The sequence below is a fragment of the Mariprofundus sp. NF genome (genome assembly GCF_013387455.1).
Lineage (GTDB): Bacteria > Pseudomonadota > Zetaproteobacteria > Mariprofundales > Mariprofundaceae > Mariprofundus.
Genome location: NZ_VWNC01000010.1, coordinates 1 through 16,430 on the forward strand (window position 1 = coordinate 1; position 16,430 = coordinate 16,430).

Annotated in this window: 16 protein-coding genes and 1 pseudogene; 9 read left to right on the top strand and 8 right to left on the bottom strand. The window is 51.3% G+C overall.

The annotated features are described in order from the left end of the window. The 4 genes and pseudogenes from F3F96_RS11540 to ilvD form a co-directional block, all read right to left on the bottom strand. Positions 1-304 (bottom strand): annotated as a pseudogene (locus F3F96_RS11540) (transposase); the annotation flags it as partial. A gap of 176 nt (positions 305-480) precedes the next feature. Further along, a complete protein-coding gene (locus tag F3F96_RS11545; RefSeq protein ID WP_241697813.1) occupies positions 481-1,173 on the bottom strand; it encodes a cyclic nucleotide-binding domain-containing protein in 693 nt (230 codons plus the stop codon). A gap of 197 nt (positions 1,174-1,370) precedes the next feature. Continuing rightward, on the bottom strand, positions 1,371-2,258 hold the full coding sequence (locus F3F96_RS12755) for an SPOR domain-containing protein (protein WP_176963436.1): 888 nt from the start codon (positions 2,256-2,258) through the stop codon (positions 1,371-1,373). Positions 2,259-2,334: 76 nt separating this feature from the next. Further along, the gene (gene ilvD / locus F3F96_RS11555) at positions 2,335-4,182 is read right to left on the bottom strand and encodes a dihydroxy-acid dehydratase (protein WP_176963437.1); all 1,848 of its coding nucleotides are present in this window, start codon (positions 4,180-4,182) and stop codon (positions 2,335-2,337) included. A 268-nt stretch (positions 4,183-4,450) separates the two neighbouring features. Between ilvD and nadA the strand changes: the two genes are divergently transcribed. The 3 genes from nadA to F3F96_RS11570 are packed head-to-tail and all read left to right on the top strand — an operon-like array spanning position 4,451 to position 8,105. After that, complete coding sequence (gene nadA / locus F3F96_RS11560) at positions 4,451-5,539, top strand: quinolinate synthase NadA (RefSeq protein WP_176963438.1); 1,089 nt, start codon at positions 4,451-4,453, stop codon at positions 5,537-5,539. Beyond that, entirely contained in the window at positions 5,532-7,031 is a 1,500-nt protein-coding gene (locus F3F96_RS11565) for an OmpA family protein (protein WP_176963439.1), read from the top strand. The genes nadA and F3F96_RS11565 overlap by 8 nt, the downstream gene beginning before the upstream one ends. A gap of 18 nt (positions 7,032-7,049) precedes the next feature. After that, the gene (locus F3F96_RS11570) at positions 7,050-8,105 is read left to right on the top strand and encodes a TIGR00730 family Rossman fold protein (protein ID WP_370465546.1); all 1,056 of its coding nucleotides are present in this window, start codon (positions 7,050-7,052) and stop codon (positions 8,103-8,105) included. Between the two features lie 24 nt (positions 8,106-8,129). Here the strand turns inward: F3F96_RS11570 and F3F96_RS11575 are convergent, their stop codons facing one another. Together F3F96_RS11575 and F3F96_RS11580 are read right to left on the bottom strand one after the other, a co-directional pair. Further along, complete coding sequence (locus F3F96_RS11575) at positions 8,130-8,783, bottom strand: OmpA family protein (RefSeq protein ID WP_176963440.1); 654 nt, start codon at positions 8,781-8,783, stop codon at positions 8,130-8,132. Positions 8,784-8,887: 104 nt separating this feature from the next. After that, entirely contained in the window at positions 8,888-9,403 is a 516-nt protein-coding gene (locus tag F3F96_RS11580) for a GNAT family N-acetyltransferase (protein ID WP_176963441.1), read from the bottom strand. 119 nt (positions 9,404-9,522) lie between these two features. On the opposite strand from F3F96_RS11580, the gene F3F96_RS11585 reads away from it, so the two are divergent. Continuing rightward, complete coding sequence (locus F3F96_RS11585) at positions 9,523-11,781, top strand: DUF3365 domain-containing protein (protein WP_176963442.1); 2,259 nt, start codon at positions 9,523-9,525, stop codon at positions 11,779-11,781. Between the two features lie 5 nt (positions 11,782-11,786). Here the strand turns inward: F3F96_RS11585 and F3F96_RS11590 are convergent, their stop codons facing one another. Next, on the bottom strand, positions 11,787-12,608 hold the full coding sequence (locus F3F96_RS11590; RefSeq protein ID WP_176963443.1) for an ion transporter: 822 nt from the start codon (positions 12,606-12,608) through the stop codon (positions 11,787-11,789). A gap of 162 nt (positions 12,609-12,770) precedes the next feature. On the opposite strand from F3F96_RS11590, the gene F3F96_RS11595 reads away from it, so the two are divergent. Beyond that, entirely contained in the window at positions 12,771-13,754 is a 984-nt protein-coding gene (locus F3F96_RS11595; protein ID WP_176963444.1) for an adenosine kinase, read from the top strand. 51 nt (positions 13,755-13,805) lie between these two features. Then, entirely contained in the window at positions 13,806-13,994 is a 189-nt protein-coding gene (locus F3F96_RS11600; RefSeq protein ID WP_176963445.1) for a DUF3012 domain-containing protein, read from the top strand. A gap of 53 nt (positions 13,995-14,047) precedes the next feature. On the opposite strand, the gene F3F96_RS11605 is transcribed toward F3F96_RS11600, so the two are convergent. Beyond that, positions 14,048-14,383, bottom strand: coding sequence for a cupin domain-containing protein (locus F3F96_RS11605; protein ID WP_176963446.1), 336 nt, complete (start codon positions 14,381-14,383; stop codon positions 14,048-14,050). A gap of 44 nt (positions 14,384-14,427) precedes the next feature. Between F3F96_RS11605 and F3F96_RS11610 the strand changes: the two genes are divergently transcribed. The 3 genes from F3F96_RS11610 (at position 14,428) to F3F96_RS11620 (ending at position 16,407) form a co-directional block, all read left to right on the top strand. Then, complete coding sequence (locus F3F96_RS11610; RefSeq protein WP_176963447.1) at positions 14,428-15,516, top strand: DNA alkylation repair protein; 1,089 nt, start codon at positions 14,428-14,430, stop codon at positions 15,514-15,516. Continuing rightward, positions 15,513-15,743, top strand: coding sequence for a TfoX/Sxy family protein (locus F3F96_RS11615; RefSeq protein WP_176963448.1), 231 nt, complete (start codon positions 15,513-15,515; stop codon positions 15,741-15,743). The genes F3F96_RS11610 and F3F96_RS11615 overlap by 4 nt, the downstream gene beginning before the upstream one ends. Positions 15,744-15,843: 100 nt before the next feature. Beyond that, positions 15,844-16,407: a Spy/CpxP family protein refolding chaperone gene (locus F3F96_RS11620; RefSeq protein ID WP_176963449.1), complete on the top strand. Its 564-nt coding sequence runs from the start codon at positions 15,844-15,846 to the stop codon at positions 16,405-16,407. Positions 16,408-16,430 lie beyond the last annotated feature (23 nt).

Here is a 16,430-nt window from a genome sequence, read left to right on the forward strand (position 1 = left end):
AGGTTCTTTTTGATGAAGGCGTACCTTACTGGGACTCCTTGGCAAAGTACGCTGCGGCCTTTTTTAGGATATCACGCTCATCCGTTACCCGGCGTAACTCTTTCTTCAGGGCTCGTATTTCCTGCTGTTGAGCTGTCAGTTGATTGTGCTGAGAATCAGGCTTCCCGAATCTATTGATCCATTCGTAAAGACTCTTCGTCGTTATGCCTAATCTCTTTGAAACTGATGAAACCGAATAGCCACGATCAACCACCTGTTTCACTGCTTCAATCTTGAATTCTTCTGTATATCGCTTGCCACTCATCGTGACCTCCATAGAGCTAATTTGTCACGCTCTTAGGTGTCTAGCAATACGGTAGCGATTCACCCATTATTACCTTGAGCATAGACCGGCGATCTGAAATCCGCAAAATGAAAAGCCCCCTGCTTTCGCAGAGGGCCTTATCTAGTATACCTTCCCGGAATTCGTGATTACCCCGATCAGGCAACTCTACCGGCAGCCATGGTTTCCAGCTGCGCTCGCTCCGTAGATCCGCTCACCATCGCCTCCATCAGACAGGAGTCGTCCGTGACCTCTCCTACTGTTTCGCAGGCGTCGGCATACTGGTTCGAGGTTCGGCGCAGATGCAGGCAGACCACCCGCGCCAGCGCCTTCATAAAGGCGAAGCCCGTTTGCGAATCCACCGCCACAATCTGCTCGAAGTGTTTGCGTTTGAGCGTCAGCATGGTCGTAGCCTCACTGGTGATTGCAGTTGCTGAACGGCAGTAGGAATCGATCATCGCCATTTCGCCAATACTGCGTCCGCGCGACAGCGTCGATACCAATGCATGCTGACCGCCATGTGTCTGCTTAAACACTTTCACCCGACCGGAGACGATAAAACCGGTCTCATCGCCCTCTTCTCCCTCGGTAAAGAGGCACTCCCCCGCCTCCAGGCGGATAATCTGCATATGCGAGACAATCACCCTGAGTTGCATAGGGTCGAAGTTATCGAACAGAGGAATCACCTGTGTCATTTCAACAATCGCATCGATGATATCTTTTGTGTAGTTAAACGGGCCGAACAGTCGCTGCTGCACGGGCGCTTCCTCTGCTGTGGCATCATCGAGATCGACAAGCTCTTCAGCATGGATGCCTGAATCCGCAGTCAGGTAAGTCAGCTCTTCCATCATTCACCTCTCCCTGCTCCACAACCTTGAATGCATCACCCTGATCAGGAGCAGCGCAAAACGTTACGATATTACTCCGTTAATACGTTGACCCAAATCACAAGATTGGTACTCCACAAACAGGTATTAGCCAAACTTGATAATAAACAGAGCCATACAAACGACGTTTTGGCCCCATGTACGACAGCTATACGACAGAGCTACTCCGCTAACTGAGCCTCTTCACGGTAACGCTCCAACCATGCGCTGCTGAACTCTCTCTCTTTGAGCAGTGGCAACCTGACCTGTTCAGCTTCCTGCTTACTACCAAATCCACCAATACGAATGCGATAGTATGATTTGCCGCCGATGGTGGCCTGTTTCACTTCACTTGTGATGCCCCTGTTTTTAAGGCCCTGCTGAATCTTCTCAGCCGAAGCCAGCGTAGAGACCGATGTCAGATTTACCGCCCAGGAGATCTTACGAGCTTTGGCTGTTACCACCTTAGGCGCGACCGGTTTGACAGCTTGTACCTCTTTGCTGGCAGGGGGCGCTACAGTTTCTGTCTGCATCTCCGGCTCTTGCTGTTTCACAACAGCTGCCGTCACCTGCTCTGCTTCAGCCGCTTGCAGCTCTTTCTCTGCAGGGGTTTTGAGAGCAGGCAGAGACGCCTGCTTATCTTTAATAGTAACGGCTACAGGCTGGGCATCGGTTTGTGCATCAATCTGTGCACCAATCCGTGCAGGTGTCGTGTTTGTCAGCGATTGATCAATAACAGCAATCTTCTCTTCGCCACCCGCGAAATCCTTCCAGATCGCACTGCCGAGCAGGGCTATGGCGACAATGCTGACCAGCAGAACAATCATACTGCTATCGTTTCGCTCTATGGGTTCAGACTCTGCAGCCGCTTCAATCGCCGCCGTGCTCTGCGCGGCAGATTCATCCAGTTCAGATTTCTCTGCGTCGATTGCCACATCTGCTTTGGTTGCCATATCTATATCGCAGTCACCTTCAAACTGAGCGATAAGCGAATCGAGATGAGCGCTCTGATCTCCCACCTGTTCAGATGATTGATCCTGATTATCTCTTGCGGAATTGTTTTCGCTCACTTATCCCCTCCATCTTCATTCATTATTAAAAAAGGCGGCACACAAATTGCCGCCTTTTAAGTTCAAGCAAGCTGAGTTATTTCAGCTGATCCAGATTACGTACTGCACCCTTATCGGCTGAAGTCGTCAAAGCAGCATAGGCCAGCAGCGCTTTGGATACCGGACGCTGACGATCAACAGGTTTCCATGCATCTGATCCCCTGGCTTCCATCACAGCACGACGGCTGACCAGTTCATCATCTGAGATAGCCAGATGAACCGAACGATTCGGAATATCGATCTCAATCGTGTCGCCCTCTTCCACCAGACCAATGGCACCGCCCTCGGCAGCTTCAGGAGAGGCGTGGCCGATAGAGAGACCGGATGTGCCACCTGAGAAACGGCCATCGGTGAGCAGTGCGCACGCCTTGCCCATGCCTTTGGATTTAAGGTAGGAGGTCGGATAGAGCATCTCCTGCATGCCGGGGCCACCTTTAGGGCCTTCATAGCGGATAATGACGATATCACCGGCCACGATTTTATCATTGAGGATAGCGGTGACTGAATCATCCTGTGATTCAAACACACGCGCCCGACCTGTGAACTTCCAGATCGACTCATCCACACCTGCGGTTTTTACGATGCAGCCGTTCTCGGCAATATTGCCGTAGAGCACAGCGATACCGCCCTCTTTGGAGTAGGCGTTTTCAAGATTACGGATGCAACCGCTCTCGCGATCAGTATCCAGCGATTTCCAGCGCTCGGATTGTGAGAATGCGGTTTGCGTCGGGATGCCACCGGGTGCAGCGCGATACATCTCACGCGGTGCGGTATTCGACGCATTCATCACATCGTTGGCATCCAACCCTGCGCCAAGCGTGGCCGCATGCACCGTTGGCACGTCTCTGTGAATGAGCCCGGCCCGATCCAGCTCGGCAAGAATACCGACCACGCCACCGGCGCGATGCACATCTTCCATGTGGTAGTGTTGTACCGCAGGTGCAACTTTACACAGGTTGGGCACCTTGCGGCTCATGCGATCAATATCAGCCATGGTGAAATCGACACCGGCCTCCTGCGCACAGGCTAAGAGATGCAGTACCGTATTGGTGGAACCACCCATAGCGATATCGAGTGCCATGGCGTTCTCAAACGCTTCAAAGGTAGCGATGGAGCGTGGCAGCGCAGATAGGTCTTCATTTTTGTAATAGCGTTCACACAAAGCTACAGCGGTGCGGCCAGCCTCTAAAAACAGCTCTTTACGATCCGCATGCGTGGCCAGCAGCGAACCATTGCCCGGCAGTGCCAGACCGAGTGCTTCAGCCAGACAGTTCATCGAGTTGGCGGTAAACATGCCCGAGCATGAACCGCAGGTCGGACAGGCAGAACGTTCAACCGCAGCTACATCTTCATCGGACTCATTGGGATCAGCAGCCATTACCATGGCATCAACCAGATCAAGATGAACCTCGCGGTTATTGATCGTGATTTTACCGGCCTCCATCGGGCCACCGGATACAAATACCGCCGGGATATTCAGCCGCAGCGCGGCCATCAGCATGCCCGGTGTGATCTTGTCGCAGTTGGAGATGCAGACCATGGCATCGGCAGTATGGGCATTACACATATACTCAACCGAATCGGCAATCAGATCGCGGGATGGCAGAGAGTAGAGCATGCCGCCATGACCCATAGCGATGCCATCATCAATGGCGATGGTGTTGAACTCTTTGGCTACACCACCGGCTGCTTCGATCTCGCGCGCTACCAGCTGCCCCATATCTTTGAGATGCACATGACCCGGCACAAACTGGGTAAAGGAGTTGACCACGGCGATGATCGGCTTGTCAAAATCACCATCTTTCATACCGGTAGCGCGCCAGAGTGAGCGGGCACCGGCCATATTACGGCCATGGGTGGATGTGCGGGAACGATAAGCAGGCATAAAAACTCTCCAGTCAGGTCTTGTGCGAAGCGTAACCGCAGCAGGCAATTGATGCACGCGCAGACGAAAGAGGAACCGCGAATGGACGCTAATGAACTCGAATAAGAGACAACGAGCGATAAAAACTTAAGTTATATCTCTTCGTTGAACTGGGATTCATTATTAGCCACTTTCCTGCTTCCAATATTTGCGTCTATTCGCGTCCATTCGCGGTTCAAATAGAAAATCGTAATTTGACAAGGGAGCGATGCCGCCGGAAACTTTGGCAATGACTTCACAGGCGCTGCTTAAGCAGCTATACGACACCCCTGAAACAGATATTATTGAACAGATCAAATCCCTGAAAGCCGAACTGGGTGATCAGGTGCTGATTCTGGGCCACCACTATCAGCGCGAAGAGGTGTTCGCCTTTGCTGATGTAAGTGGTGATTCACTCAAACTGGCCCAGAAGGCAGCCGAAACCGATGCCCCCTACATTATCTTCTGCGGTGTCCATTTCATGGCTGAAACCGCCGACATCCTCACATCCGATGAGCAGACCGTGATTCTGCCCGATCTGGCTGCCGGCTGCTCGATGGCCGATATGGCAGATGATGAGCAGGTGCAGCGCTGCTGGGATGAACTGGCTACTGTTATCAATCCGGATGAGTGCGTCACCCCTGTCACCTACATCAACTCCACCGCCGCACTGAAATCCTTCTGCGGTGAACATGGCGGCATCGTCTGCACCTCCGGCAATGCACGCAGAATTATGGAGTGGAGCTGGAGCAACCGTGAAAAGATCCTCTTCTTCCCCGACCAGCATCTGGGTGAAAATACAGCTGTAGCGATGGGCATCCCCGATGAACAGATGATCATCTGGGATCCCGAACTGCCACTGGGTGGCAACACGCCTGAAGCAGTTGAGAATGCGACACTGATCCTCTGGAAAGGTTTCTGCTCTGTGCACCAGCTCTTCAAACCTGAACATGCTGATACAATGAGAAAGAACCATGCCGGCATTGAGATTCTCGCCCATCCGGAGTGTTCACGCGAAGTGTGTGAAACTGCTGATTTTATCGGTTCCACCGAGATGATTATCAAACATGTGGCTGCGGCACCTACCGGTGCCAGTTTTGCCATTGCTACAGAGTTGAATCTGGTTAACCGACTGCGTCTACAGTTCCCTGATAAACCGGTCTGGTTCCTCTCACCGATGGTCTGCATGTGCTCAACGATGTTCCGCACCGATCCGCAGCATCTCTGCGCCGCACTCACTTCAATCAAAAATGGTGAAATCAGCCACCAGATATCAGTGCCTAAGCAGCAACAGCGCTGGGCCAAACTCTCGCTGGAAAGGATGTTAAACCTTGGCTAACAGACGCTTTTTTCTTTCTCTATTCTCTACCCTGCTGCTGCTCTCGGCACTGGTCTCACCACTGCATGCAGATGAGGCGATGACCCCAAGAGCATTTGAGAAGGAGCTCAAAGCATTTAAACAGAGTGGCCACTCCCGCTATGCCCCGCAAACCACATCACGCGTGGAGGCCTACCTCGGTTCCGCCATGCTTACCGCCCATCAACAGAAACATGAAGAGTCTGCTGAGGCACTGAAACAGGCAGCGGTGACGCTCTCTGAAGCCAGGCTCACTGCTGCAGGTTTTCGCAAACAGTACAGCCCGCTGCTTAAGCTGCGTAAAGAGACCCAGTCTGTCGTGAATATCGTTGCCTCCTCACCGGAGATCGGCAACAACCTTGTCTCCCGGCAACAGCTGGACAGTGCAGATAAGTTACTGGACCTGGTGATCAGCAGTCGCGAGGAGGGTGAACTCAACAAAACACAAGAGTTTGCAGCTCAGGCTGAGGAGGCCTACAACCAGGCGATGAACGCTGCCCTGCCGCAACTCTCTGAGCTGGCTGCCAGAGCGCTTTCAAGTGCAGCTGCAAGCAGTGCAGCAAAATATGCACCGATCACCTACAGTGCAGCCAAAGAGAAAGTCGCTGCACTGCGCAATTATATTGATGGCTTGAGTTCAACCATGCCCACTCAGCCAGCTGATGCCTACAAGCTGGCCATCGAAGCCAAAGATCTCTGTCTGCAGGTTAAAGCGTGGCGCAAGAAAACCGGCAGTCACGAAGACAATGCCATCAGATATCGTGAGTTTCGCCAGCAACTGGCAACAGTTCTCGATCTTGAGCCGGAAAATAATGTGCTGCTGGTCAATTATTCAAACAAGGAGCTGGCAACAGCTGTTCAGAAACTTAAAGATCAGCTTAGAAGTGAACGCAAAGCCCGGGTTGAAGATGCCAAACGGTTGAAACTACAGTATGGTGAACAGTTGCAGTCCAAACTACAGGCACAAACTGAAGAGATGAAGCAGGCTCAGCATGCCCAGATCACCGATATGAAAGAGGTGTTCCGTGCCAAGCTGGAGCGAGAGACCTTCGAGAAGAAACGCCAGGCCAAAATACGTTCCCAGTTTAACAAAGGCGATGCGGATATCTTTGTGAATCTCGATGGCTCGCTGCTGGTTCGCATGAAAGGACTGCAGTTCCCTCCCGGCCGCAGCAAATTCGATACAAAATCTCATGCGCTGCTTGGTCGCCTGAAAGATGCTCTGGAAACCTATGCCGACAGAAGCGTGCGCATTGAGGGACACACCGACAACCTCGGAGATGTGAAACCCAATCAGCTACTCTCACTGAAACGGGCTGAATCGGTACGCGACTTTTTGATTGCTGCCGGCACAGATGGCGGGCGTCTGAAAGCACTCGGTTATGGTGAAGTGCGTCCGATCGCCAGTAATGACTTCCCGCAAGGACGTGCAATGAACCGGCGTATCGATATTGTTATTGATGCAGCCAAATAGATTGCGGGACTACAACCTGTGAATTCAGAACTGACTGACCCTTCCGGATTAGAGGGACTTCCCGAACATATTCATGAACATGCCCGTAAACTGATTGCCGATTATGCGCACGATTCACCCTACAAACGCGCTATTCTGGTTGAGGCCTTGCGGCTGATCTCTGATGGTTACAGCAATGGCGACATCAAGATGCTGGCCAAAATGCTGGGGGAACTACGCAAAGGACTGGATGTATTCCAACCCTATCAGGCACTGCGCAAGGTGACGGTATTCGGCTCGGCCCGAACCAAAACCGATGACCCGCGTTATATCCAGACTATGCAGTGCGCTGCTGCACTCAAGGATGAGGGTTTTATGATCATCACCGGTGGCGGTGGTGGCATGATGCAGGCGGCCAATGAGGGTGCCGGTGAAAAGAACTCCTTTGCCATCAATATCAACCTGCCGATGGAGCAGCAACCTAACCCGATCATGGCCGACTCATCCCGTCACTTCTACTGCCAGTACTTCTTTACCCGTAAGGTATTCTTTCTTAAAGAGAGTGATGCGGTGGTACTCACACCCGGTGGCTTTGGCACACTCGATGAAGCATTTGAAACCCTGACCCTGCTACAGACCGGCCGTAACCCACCGGTGCCTGTGGTACTACTGGAGGCACCCGGTGATGACTACTGGGGCCCATTCATGCACTCATGGATGCGCAGACTGGTGAAAGACGGGCTGATTGATGCCGATGATAACAATCTGCTCTTTCATACCGACAGTGTTGAAGCGGCGACTGACCATATCAAGGAGTTCTATCTCAATTACCACAGCTTCCGCTACGTCGGTAAGGCGGTGCTGCTGCGGATTCTCGAACCTCTTTCAGAGGATGCGTTATTGCGTCTGAATGCAGAGTTCAGCGATGTGCTTAGTGATGGCAAGATTGATCAGGTATTCCGCTGGCCGAAATCAGATGACCACTGCTTTGATCATCTGCCACGCTTGCGCCTGCGTCTGGATCGTCACCGTATGAATGTGCTGCCGCAGATTATCCGCCGTATCAATATGCTCTTTCAACAGGATCACGAATAAGATACCCGCAGCTGTACCCGTTATCTATCTGATAGAGAGTTCTACACGTCTGTTTTTCGCTTCGCCATCATCACTGCTCTCATCAGCAAGCAATCGGCTCTCACCATAAGCTTCGGCAACCAGACGATCTGCTGATATGCCGTGGGTGAGAAGATAGTTAAGCACCCGCTTTGTACGACGCTGGGATAGCCACATATTATACTTTTCAGATTCAGGGCTACTGGCATGCCCCGCCACCACAAGCTGCAAATCCGGTTGTTGCTTTAATGTAACCACAAGCTGTTTTAACGCAGCTGCCGAACTGCGGTTTAACCAGGAGCTGTTATTATCAAAATGAATTCTGCTCAAAGCAGGCCCTGCAGCTGTTGGCACCCCGCAATTTAGCCGGCTTAGCTCCAGTGCCTGTCGTGCTTTCGTTATTGCTCTGTTGATCAAACGCTCTCGCTCATCAGGATGATCTCGCCCTTCAGAGCCGGAGGTCTCAGATGATTCATGTGCCGCCATATACAGGCTTGCCACAGCCTCAGCCTGCAACTTAGGCGTACAAGACTCAGCGCCGGCAGTTTTTGCTGCGGCTACTGCCAGACGCGCCTCTGCCAATTCAGCACTATCAATCGTCGTATGCGTTGAACATGCCCCAAGAGAGAGCACAGCTACCGCTAAGATTAAATATTTCATTTGGGGTCCCTTCCCGCCACAACACTCATCTTCCCTGCCAATTTCAGTAAGACCAGCTATGGTGCTACGACTTCGCCTCAACAGCAAGGGATACTCTGAAAAAGTCAGCGTATCCCAAGTTTAACTGCTTCAGTCTCACTGCAGAGATGCAAGCCAAGAATAGAGAGGCTGAACAGATCACCATCCATCTCAGCCACATCCGGCAACTCGCCCCATATTGAGAAACCCTGCTTCTCAAACAGTCTCAAACTTCCGGCATTATGAGAAAAGATATATGCCAACAGATTCTTCAAGCCCAGTGATGGAGACAGCTTGATCGATGCGGTCAGTAGCTTAGAGCCTAAACCTCTGCCTCTACAGGGTGCATCAACGTAGATGCTGATCTCAGCAGTCTGGTGGTAGGCTGCCCTACCATAGAAACTTTCAAAACTGACCCATGCCACAACAGCCCCATCTATCTCTTCGACAAAAATGGGACGTTTATCTGAGTGGGCTGCAAACCAATCCCGCCTGCTTTCGACAGTTACCGCCTCAATATCAGCAGTGGCCAACCTGGAGCAGATGGTGGCGTTATAGATCTCAACAATCCGTGGCAGGTCATCTTCATTGGCAACCCTCATGCATAGCCCCTTTGCGTAAAACTAACTGTATTGAAGAACATGATTTAGATATTCCCTCTGTTATGCAATCGAGTCAAACATCACAACTTTTTAAGGCACGCTAATTGCTTATCTATGTTATGCATCTCTTTAGCAACTCTCGAACCTGGTTGATAGGTCTGGCCATCATCTGGTCACTGCTTCTGGCTTTTCTTCTCAACGCCAACCTGCAGGGTCACCGGGAGTCTGTTAATACCTTTGCCAAATCTGAGGCAGATGTGCTCATCCAGCACATTAAAGCAGCCCGTGCCTGGAATGCCCGCCACGGCGGCCTCTATGTAGAGGTGAATGAAAAAACACCACCCAACCCCTATCTGGAGGGGCTGGTAGAAGAGCGCGACATCGTCACACCCACCGGACGTAAGCTGACACTGGTCAATCCCGCCTATATGACCCGACTTATCAATGACCAGTTCAATGAGAACAACAGAAGAGTTGCCCATATCACCAGTCTGAATCCACTGCGCCCGGAAAATGGTGCCGATGCATGGGAGAGTGATGCACTGCGCTCATTTGAAAAAGGAGTGGCAGAAGCATCAGAGATAACAGTGATGAATGGTAAATCCTATATGCGCCTGATGCGCCCTCTGGTCGTGCAGCAGGCTTGTCTTCAGTGTCACGCCTCTCAAGGTTACAGAGTCGGTGATATCCGCGGCGGCATTACCGCCTCTGTACCTTTTGATAAACACGCCCGCTACCTGCAAAAGCTGAATCTAAGTGATTCATTCACCTATGGTGTGATTTGGATACTGGGTCTTATTGCTCTGGGCTTCACCTACAAACGCCTCTCCAGAGATGAGCTGAACCTGAAACAGGCTGAAGAGAGTGTTCACATCCTCTCCTCCTCTGTAGAGCAGGCCAATGAGGCGATCATCATTACCGATAGCAAGGGCTTCATCACCTACGCCAATCCGGCCTTTGCCCAGCTGACCGGTTACAGTAAAGATGAGGCCACAGGCCATAACTCCAACATCATTAAAAGTGATCAGCACGGTGACCACTTCTACAAAGAGATCTGGAGCACCATCTCATCCGGCCAGGCCTGGCAGGGCCGGATTGTGAACAGGAGAAAAGATGGCAGCAATTATGCAGCCATGTTAACCATCTCACCGATCAAAAACAGCGAGGGTGAAATCACCCACTACGTAGGCAGCCAGCAAAACCTTGAAGAGTATGAGAAACTGGAAAAGCAGTTCCATCAATCCCAGAAGATGGAGGCACTCGGCACCCTGGTCGGAGGCATCGCCCACGATTTCAACAACACACTGGCAGGCATTACCGGCAATCTCTATCTGGCCAAAAAAGCGATTCAGGATCGCCCAGAGGCTGTGAACAGACTGGAAACAATTGAGGATCTCTCTTACCGAACCGCAGGTATGATTCAGCAGTTGCTGGCCTTTGCCCGCGAAGATGTGCAGCGCATGAATCCGATGAATATCTCCCTGCTACTGAAAGAGGCCATCAAGATGCACATGGTCTCTATTCCGGAAAACATCAGATTATCGATTAATATCGAGTCGGATGATCTGCAGATCCATGGCGATATTAACCTTCTTCAGCAGGCGATTATGAACCTGATCAACAATGCCCGTGATGCTGTGGAGAGTGTAAAAGATCCACTGATCACCATCCGACTTGAAGCGTTTGAAGCTGATGATCAATTTATCGACAATCACCCGGAGATCGCAGAGCGGGAGCTGGTCTGCATCTCCATCCAGGATAACGGTTACGGCATTAACAGCGCCGATATTACCCATATCTTTGACCCCTTCTTTACAACCAAGGAGGTGGGCAAAGGTACAGGTCTGGGGCTCTCCATGGTCTATGGAGCCATTCAATCCCATGGTGGCGCAATCGGTGTTCAATCCCAAATTAATCAGGGAACAACCATCTCGATCTGGTTGCCGCTACTGCCATCCAACCAGTGGATCACTGACTCCAGTTCAAGTGAAGTGATCATCAACGGGGCGGGTGAAACCATCCTGCTGGTGGATGATGAACTCACAGTTATTGAAACAGGCAAGGCTGTGCTGGAGAGCCTGGGTTACCGTCTTCTAACAGCTCAAAATGGTGCAGAAGCAGTAGCCACCTTCAAAGAGCACAGCGGCGAGATTGATCTAATCGTGATGGATGTAGTCATGCCGGTGATGGGTGGTGATGAAGCAGCGACTGCCATTCGAAAGATCGAGCCGGAGATGAAAATTATTTTTGCCACCGGTTATGCCAAACCCCGCAGCTCCGATGGCGTATTTGAGATGGAGTCTGAAACGGTGATCTCAAAACCTTACTCAACAGGACGAATCAGTCAGCTGATCAGGGCCACACTGGATAACAGCTAGCCTGCTTACTTCTGATGCAGCCTCTCCGGTCTGGCCTCGCTTAGTTGCTGGCGCAACTGCTCCAGCGCTTTCTGGGTCTGATCCAGCTCTTTCATCAGACAATCACGCGTTGGCGGCTGGCGCAGCTCCTTTAAGCGCTCCTCTTTCGCCTCTTCAAGATTGTTCAACACCACAGCGATAAAGAGATTGATGATCACAAAGGTTCCCATAATCACAAAGCTGACAAAATAGATCCAGCTAAGCGGGTGCATCTCCATCGCGGTATACATCACATCAGTCCAATCCTCGAGCGTGACAATGCGAAACAGTGTCAGCAGTGAGATACCGAGATTACCCCAGTGCTGCGGATCATGGGCATGGAAGAGCTGCTGCCCGGCCACCCCATAAATATAGAAGATCACCCCCATCAGCAGCATGATATTGCCCATGCTGGGAATCGACTTCATCAGCGTGGCAACAATCAGGCGCAGTTCAGGGATAGCAGAGATCAGGCGCAGAACCCGCAGCAGGCGGGCAAGACGGGCCAGCATGGCGAGTTCACCGGTACTCGGAATCAACGCCAGCAGGATGATGGTGAAATCGAAAATGTTCCAGCCACCCCTGAAATAGCGCCCGACTGTGGGTGCCAGCGCCCACATCTTTAACAGAGCCTCGATGATAAAGATGGTCAGCACCATACGATTACCCCAGAGCAGAAGATTGCCATATTCAGCAAGCAGTTCCTCGGATGTCTCTATACCGATCAGTACCGCACTGACCAGAATAATAGCGATAATGAAATGCTCGAAAGCACGATGGCTTACGATGCGGTTAGCAAAGTTCTGCATGGGATTCTCTCCGAATGTCTGATGTGTTGATTATTAAGAATAATTATTTCGTGGCCAATTGTGATCAACATAACGGATTCGAGCAACCGATTGGACTCTTATTGTGGTATTCAAAAATTGCAGTGGCAGGATAAGCAGCATACTTTTTTATTGGAGAATGAGATGGATTATGATGTTTTTGGCGTAGGCAATGCCATTATGGATCTGCAGGTGCAGTGCGACGATGCATTTCTGGAGAAGATGGGCATTGAAAAGGGAGTTATGACGTTGGTGGATGAACAGCGCCAACAGGAGATTCTGGCTGCCCTCTCCGATCATAAGGTGAACTACTGCTCAGGCGGTTCCGCAGCCAACACCATTGTCGGCATTGCTGATATGGGCGGCTCTGCAGCCTATGCCTGTAAAACCGGCGCAGATGCCTTTGGCCGGCAGTATCTCGATGAGATGAATGAGCTGGGCATCACCATTGAAGTGCCTCAGACCGATGGCCAGAATGGCACCTGCGTGGTGCTGATTACCCCCGATGCACAGCGCACCATGCTCACCAACCTGGGCATCTCCAGCTCACTTGATGCCGATGACATCCTCGAGAGTGAAGTTGCCAAAGCAAAATATATCTATGTTGAGGGCTACCTCTTTGCCGGAGATTCCACCAAAGCTGCAGCTCTGCAAGCGATTGAATACGCCAAGAAACATAATGTGAAAGTGGCACTGACAGTCTCCGATCCATTCCTGATTCACCTCTTTAAGGATCAGTTCCAGCAACTGATCGAAGGACCGGTTGATCTGCTCTTCTGTAATGAGGAGGAGGCCAAAGCACTGACCGGATTTGAAGACCCTATCGATTGCGCTCAGGAAATTCACAAACATTGTGAGAATGTTGCACTCACTCTCGGCAAGAAGGGTTCAATCATTATGCATCAGGGTGAAACACTGCCGATTGAGGGCGTAGAGGCCGAGGCCATTGATACCACCGGTGCCGGTGATATGTATGCTGCAGGTGTGCTCTACGGTATCACCAACAACCTCTCGTGGCAGAAGTCAGGCCACCTCGGTTCACATGCAGCAGGTATGGTCGTATCCCAGCTCGGCGCAAGACTGCCGGGAGCACTGACTGAAGAGGCTATCGCGCAACTGCTCTACTAAAAGCTATAACAAAGAGAATAATAAAAGGATAAAAATTCAGGAGGTATCACCATGAAAAAATCCATCACCGCACTATTTGCTCTACTGGCACTCATCTCGCTCTCTGCCTGCTCACCGGATCCGGGTAGCAAAGCCTGGTGCGAATCGATGAAAGAGAAAGCCAAAGCCGACTGGTCAAGCAGTGACGCAGCCACCTTCACCAAACACTGTGTACTGGGTAACTACAAGAAAGATTACTAACTCATTTAGTAGCTCAAGCATGAGCTCCGCCCTTTCGGGCGGGGCTCTTTTTTTTACACAGGCAATCCGAAATAGAGCAGGCTCATATCTTTATCTGAGTTGTTAACCACGGCATGCACTTCACCTGCATCAATGCGGATCGTGCTCCCCTCTCCAACTTTAACAGTTTTACCATCAACAATGAATTCACCATCTCCTGAGAGAACGTAAAAAACCTCACAAACATGCTCATGATGGTGGGCTGAAACCTGCTGACCCGGAGTCAGTGTCGCTTGCGAGAGGCGAACCGAGCAGGGCAGTTCCGATTCATGCAGCAGCACCCTTTTCTTTATTTCAGGATCATGCGCCACAGCCTCTGCTGCAACCGTTTCAAGATTCACCACTTTCATCACGCCCCCTTTCATCCGCCACGGCTCTGAACTATTCTGCTGCAATGGCTGAACCGTTTAAGAATCTATTCAATGAAACACTGATCGACAATGTTGCTGCCTCTCTGGTCAAACACTGCCCTGACTTTGATGCGGTTGCCTTCAAAACATCGGTCTTCGACGCTCACTGGCAGCAGCGGGAACTCAAAGATCGTATCTACCATATCGCCGCCTCGATGCAGCCACTGCTGCCAGCAAACTATTCGCAAGCGGTTGCTATCCTGCAACTGGCAGGCACTACATATTCCGGCCTCGAATATCTGATCTTCCCGGCTTATGTCGAGCTGTTCGGTCTGGACGATTACGAGCCTTCGGTCAAAGCCCTTGAAGTGATGACCCCCTACTCCTCATCGGAGCTGGCTGTGCGCCCGTTCATCATCCGTTATGGAGATCGCATGATGACTCAAATGGAGAGATGGGCTGAGTCAGATAATGAACATGTGCGCAGACTGGCAAGCGAAGGCTGTCGACCACGCCTGCCCTGGGCGATGGCACTGCCGGAGTTCAAGAGAGACCCTGGAGCTGTACTCAACGTCATTGAAAAACTGATGCATGATGAATCAGAATATGTACGCCGCAGTGTCGCCAACAATCTCAATGACATCTCAAAGGATCACCCGGACGTTCTGATTGATCTGTTACACGCGCGTTTGGGAGAAAACAGTAGAACCGACTGGATTCTCAAACATGCCAGTCGCAGCCTGCTTAAACAGGGAGATTCGCAAGTGCTACAACTGTTCGGCTTCAGCAACCCGGAGCATGTAAAAACAGTGAATCTTGAAGTCGATAAAAACGTAGCGATCGGCAGACAGCTGGCCTTCTCCTTTCAACTGCACACGGCTGACAAACAGCTGGGCAAGCTGCGCATTGAGTACGCCATCGACTTCATGAAAGCCAACGGCAAGCAGGCGCGCAAAATATTCAAGGTGTCAGAAGCCGATTATGCCGATACAACTAAAACAGTCGCTAAAACCCACTCCTTCAGGCTAATCACCACCCGCCGTTATTATGCGGGCAGACACGATCTTGCTGTGATTGTGAATGGCAAACAGCTGGCCTCAGAAGCCTTTGAACTGCTGGCTGAACAGCCATGAGAAACATCGGTAAAGTCTCAAGAACGTGGTTAAGAGCAATCGAACTCCACACACTGGATGATCTGAAGCGTTGCGGCTCAGTGGCTGCCTACCGCATGATTAAATCGATGCAGCCCAATGCCACGCTGAACCTGCTCTGGGCACTTGAAGGTGCGATTCTCGATATCGACTGGCGAGAAATTCCAGACACACGCAAGCGTGAGCTACTCTCCCGGCTTGATAGCTGAGCCGTTTACAAAACTTTACATAGTAGAAATTTTCCCGAAACAAGGCGCTTCCACTATTGCACCCGTGGTTCAGATCGAACCGTAATAACAGGAGGCAACCATGTCTGAAGAGAAAAAAGATGAACTGGAAGAGAATGAAACATCCCACCCCAAACACAAATGTAAACGCAACCACTGCGGAAAACGTGGCAGATGCGGCCGGGCCGTTTTCGGAGTCCTGGCTATTGTCGGAGTTGTATGGCTGGCTGGGGCACTGTTCGGACCCGGATGTGGATATGCAGGATGGCACCATGGAGGTCACCACTGGAGCCAGGCGGATATAACTGAACGCATGGATCGAATGACGGACCACTTGATTGATCACGTCGATGCCAGTCAGGCACAGGGCGAGCAGATCAAGGCCATTGTAAATAGCTATGCGCCTCGACTTCAGGCCACGAAAACCTCCCATCTGGACAATCGCAGTGCATTTACCCGGGCACTCACTCAACCCTCAGTAGACAGGAGTGAACTGGAGGCCGTTCGCCAGTCTGAATTGGCACTGCTCAACAGTAACTCTCAGGAGCTGGTGCAGATGATTGCAGATATTGCTGATGTGCTGACACCTGAGCAGCGCCAGGAATTGGCCTCTGATGTTAAAGAGAGATTCCATCATTCACGCTGATCGGCTGGAATATGGTCATGCTG

Excerpts from the sequence above, each read along its gene's own strand:
- F3F96_RS11585 (WP_176963442.1), top strand. The coding sequence starts at position 9,523 with ATGCATCTCTTTAGCAACTCTCGAACCTGGTTGATAGGTCTGGCCATC.
- F3F96_RS11575 (WP_176963440.1), bottom strand. The coding sequence starts at position 8,783 with ATGAAATATTTAATCTTAGCGGTAGCTGTGCTCTCTCTTGGGGCATGT.
- nadA (WP_176963438.1), top strand. The coding sequence starts at position 4,451 with ATGACTTCACAGGCGCTGCTTAAGCAGCTATACGACACCCCTGAAACA.
- F3F96_RS11600 (WP_176963445.1), top strand. The coding sequence starts at position 13,806 with ATGAAAAAATCCATCACCGCACTATTTGCTCTACTGGCACTCATCTCG.
- F3F96_RS11615 (WP_176963448.1), top strand. The coding sequence starts at position 15,513 with ATGAGAAACATCGGTAAAGTCTCAAGAACGTGGTTAAGAGCAATCGAA.
- F3F96_RS11595 (WP_176963444.1), top strand. The coding sequence starts at position 12,771 with ATGGATTATGATGTTTTTGGCGTAGGCAATGCCATTATGGATCTGCAG.
- F3F96_RS11605 (WP_176963446.1), bottom strand. The coding sequence starts at position 14,383 with ATGAAAGTGGTGAATCTTGAAACGGTTGCAGCAGAGGCTGTGGCGCAT.
- F3F96_RS11545 (WP_241697813.1), bottom strand. The coding sequence starts at position 1,173 with ATGATGGAAGAGCTGACTTACCTGACTGCGGATTCAGGCATCCATGCT.
- F3F96_RS11580 (WP_176963441.1), bottom strand. The coding sequence starts at position 9,403 with ATGAGGGTTGCCAATGAAGATGACCTGCCACGGATTGTTGAGATCTAT.
- F3F96_RS11610 (WP_176963447.1), top strand. The coding sequence starts at position 14,428 with ATGGCTGAACCGTTTAAGAATCTATTCAATGAAACACTGATCGACAAT.
- F3F96_RS11590 (WP_176963443.1), bottom strand. The coding sequence starts at position 12,608 with ATGCAGAACTTTGCTAACCGCATCGTAAGCCATCGTGCTTTCGAGCAT.
- ilvD (WP_176963437.1), bottom strand. The coding sequence starts at position 4,182 with ATGCCTGCTTATCGTTCCCGCACATCCACCCATGGCCGTAATATGGCC.
- F3F96_RS11620 (WP_176963449.1), top strand. The coding sequence starts at position 15,844 with ATGTCTGAAGAGAAAAAAGATGAACTGGAAGAGAATGAAACATCCCAC.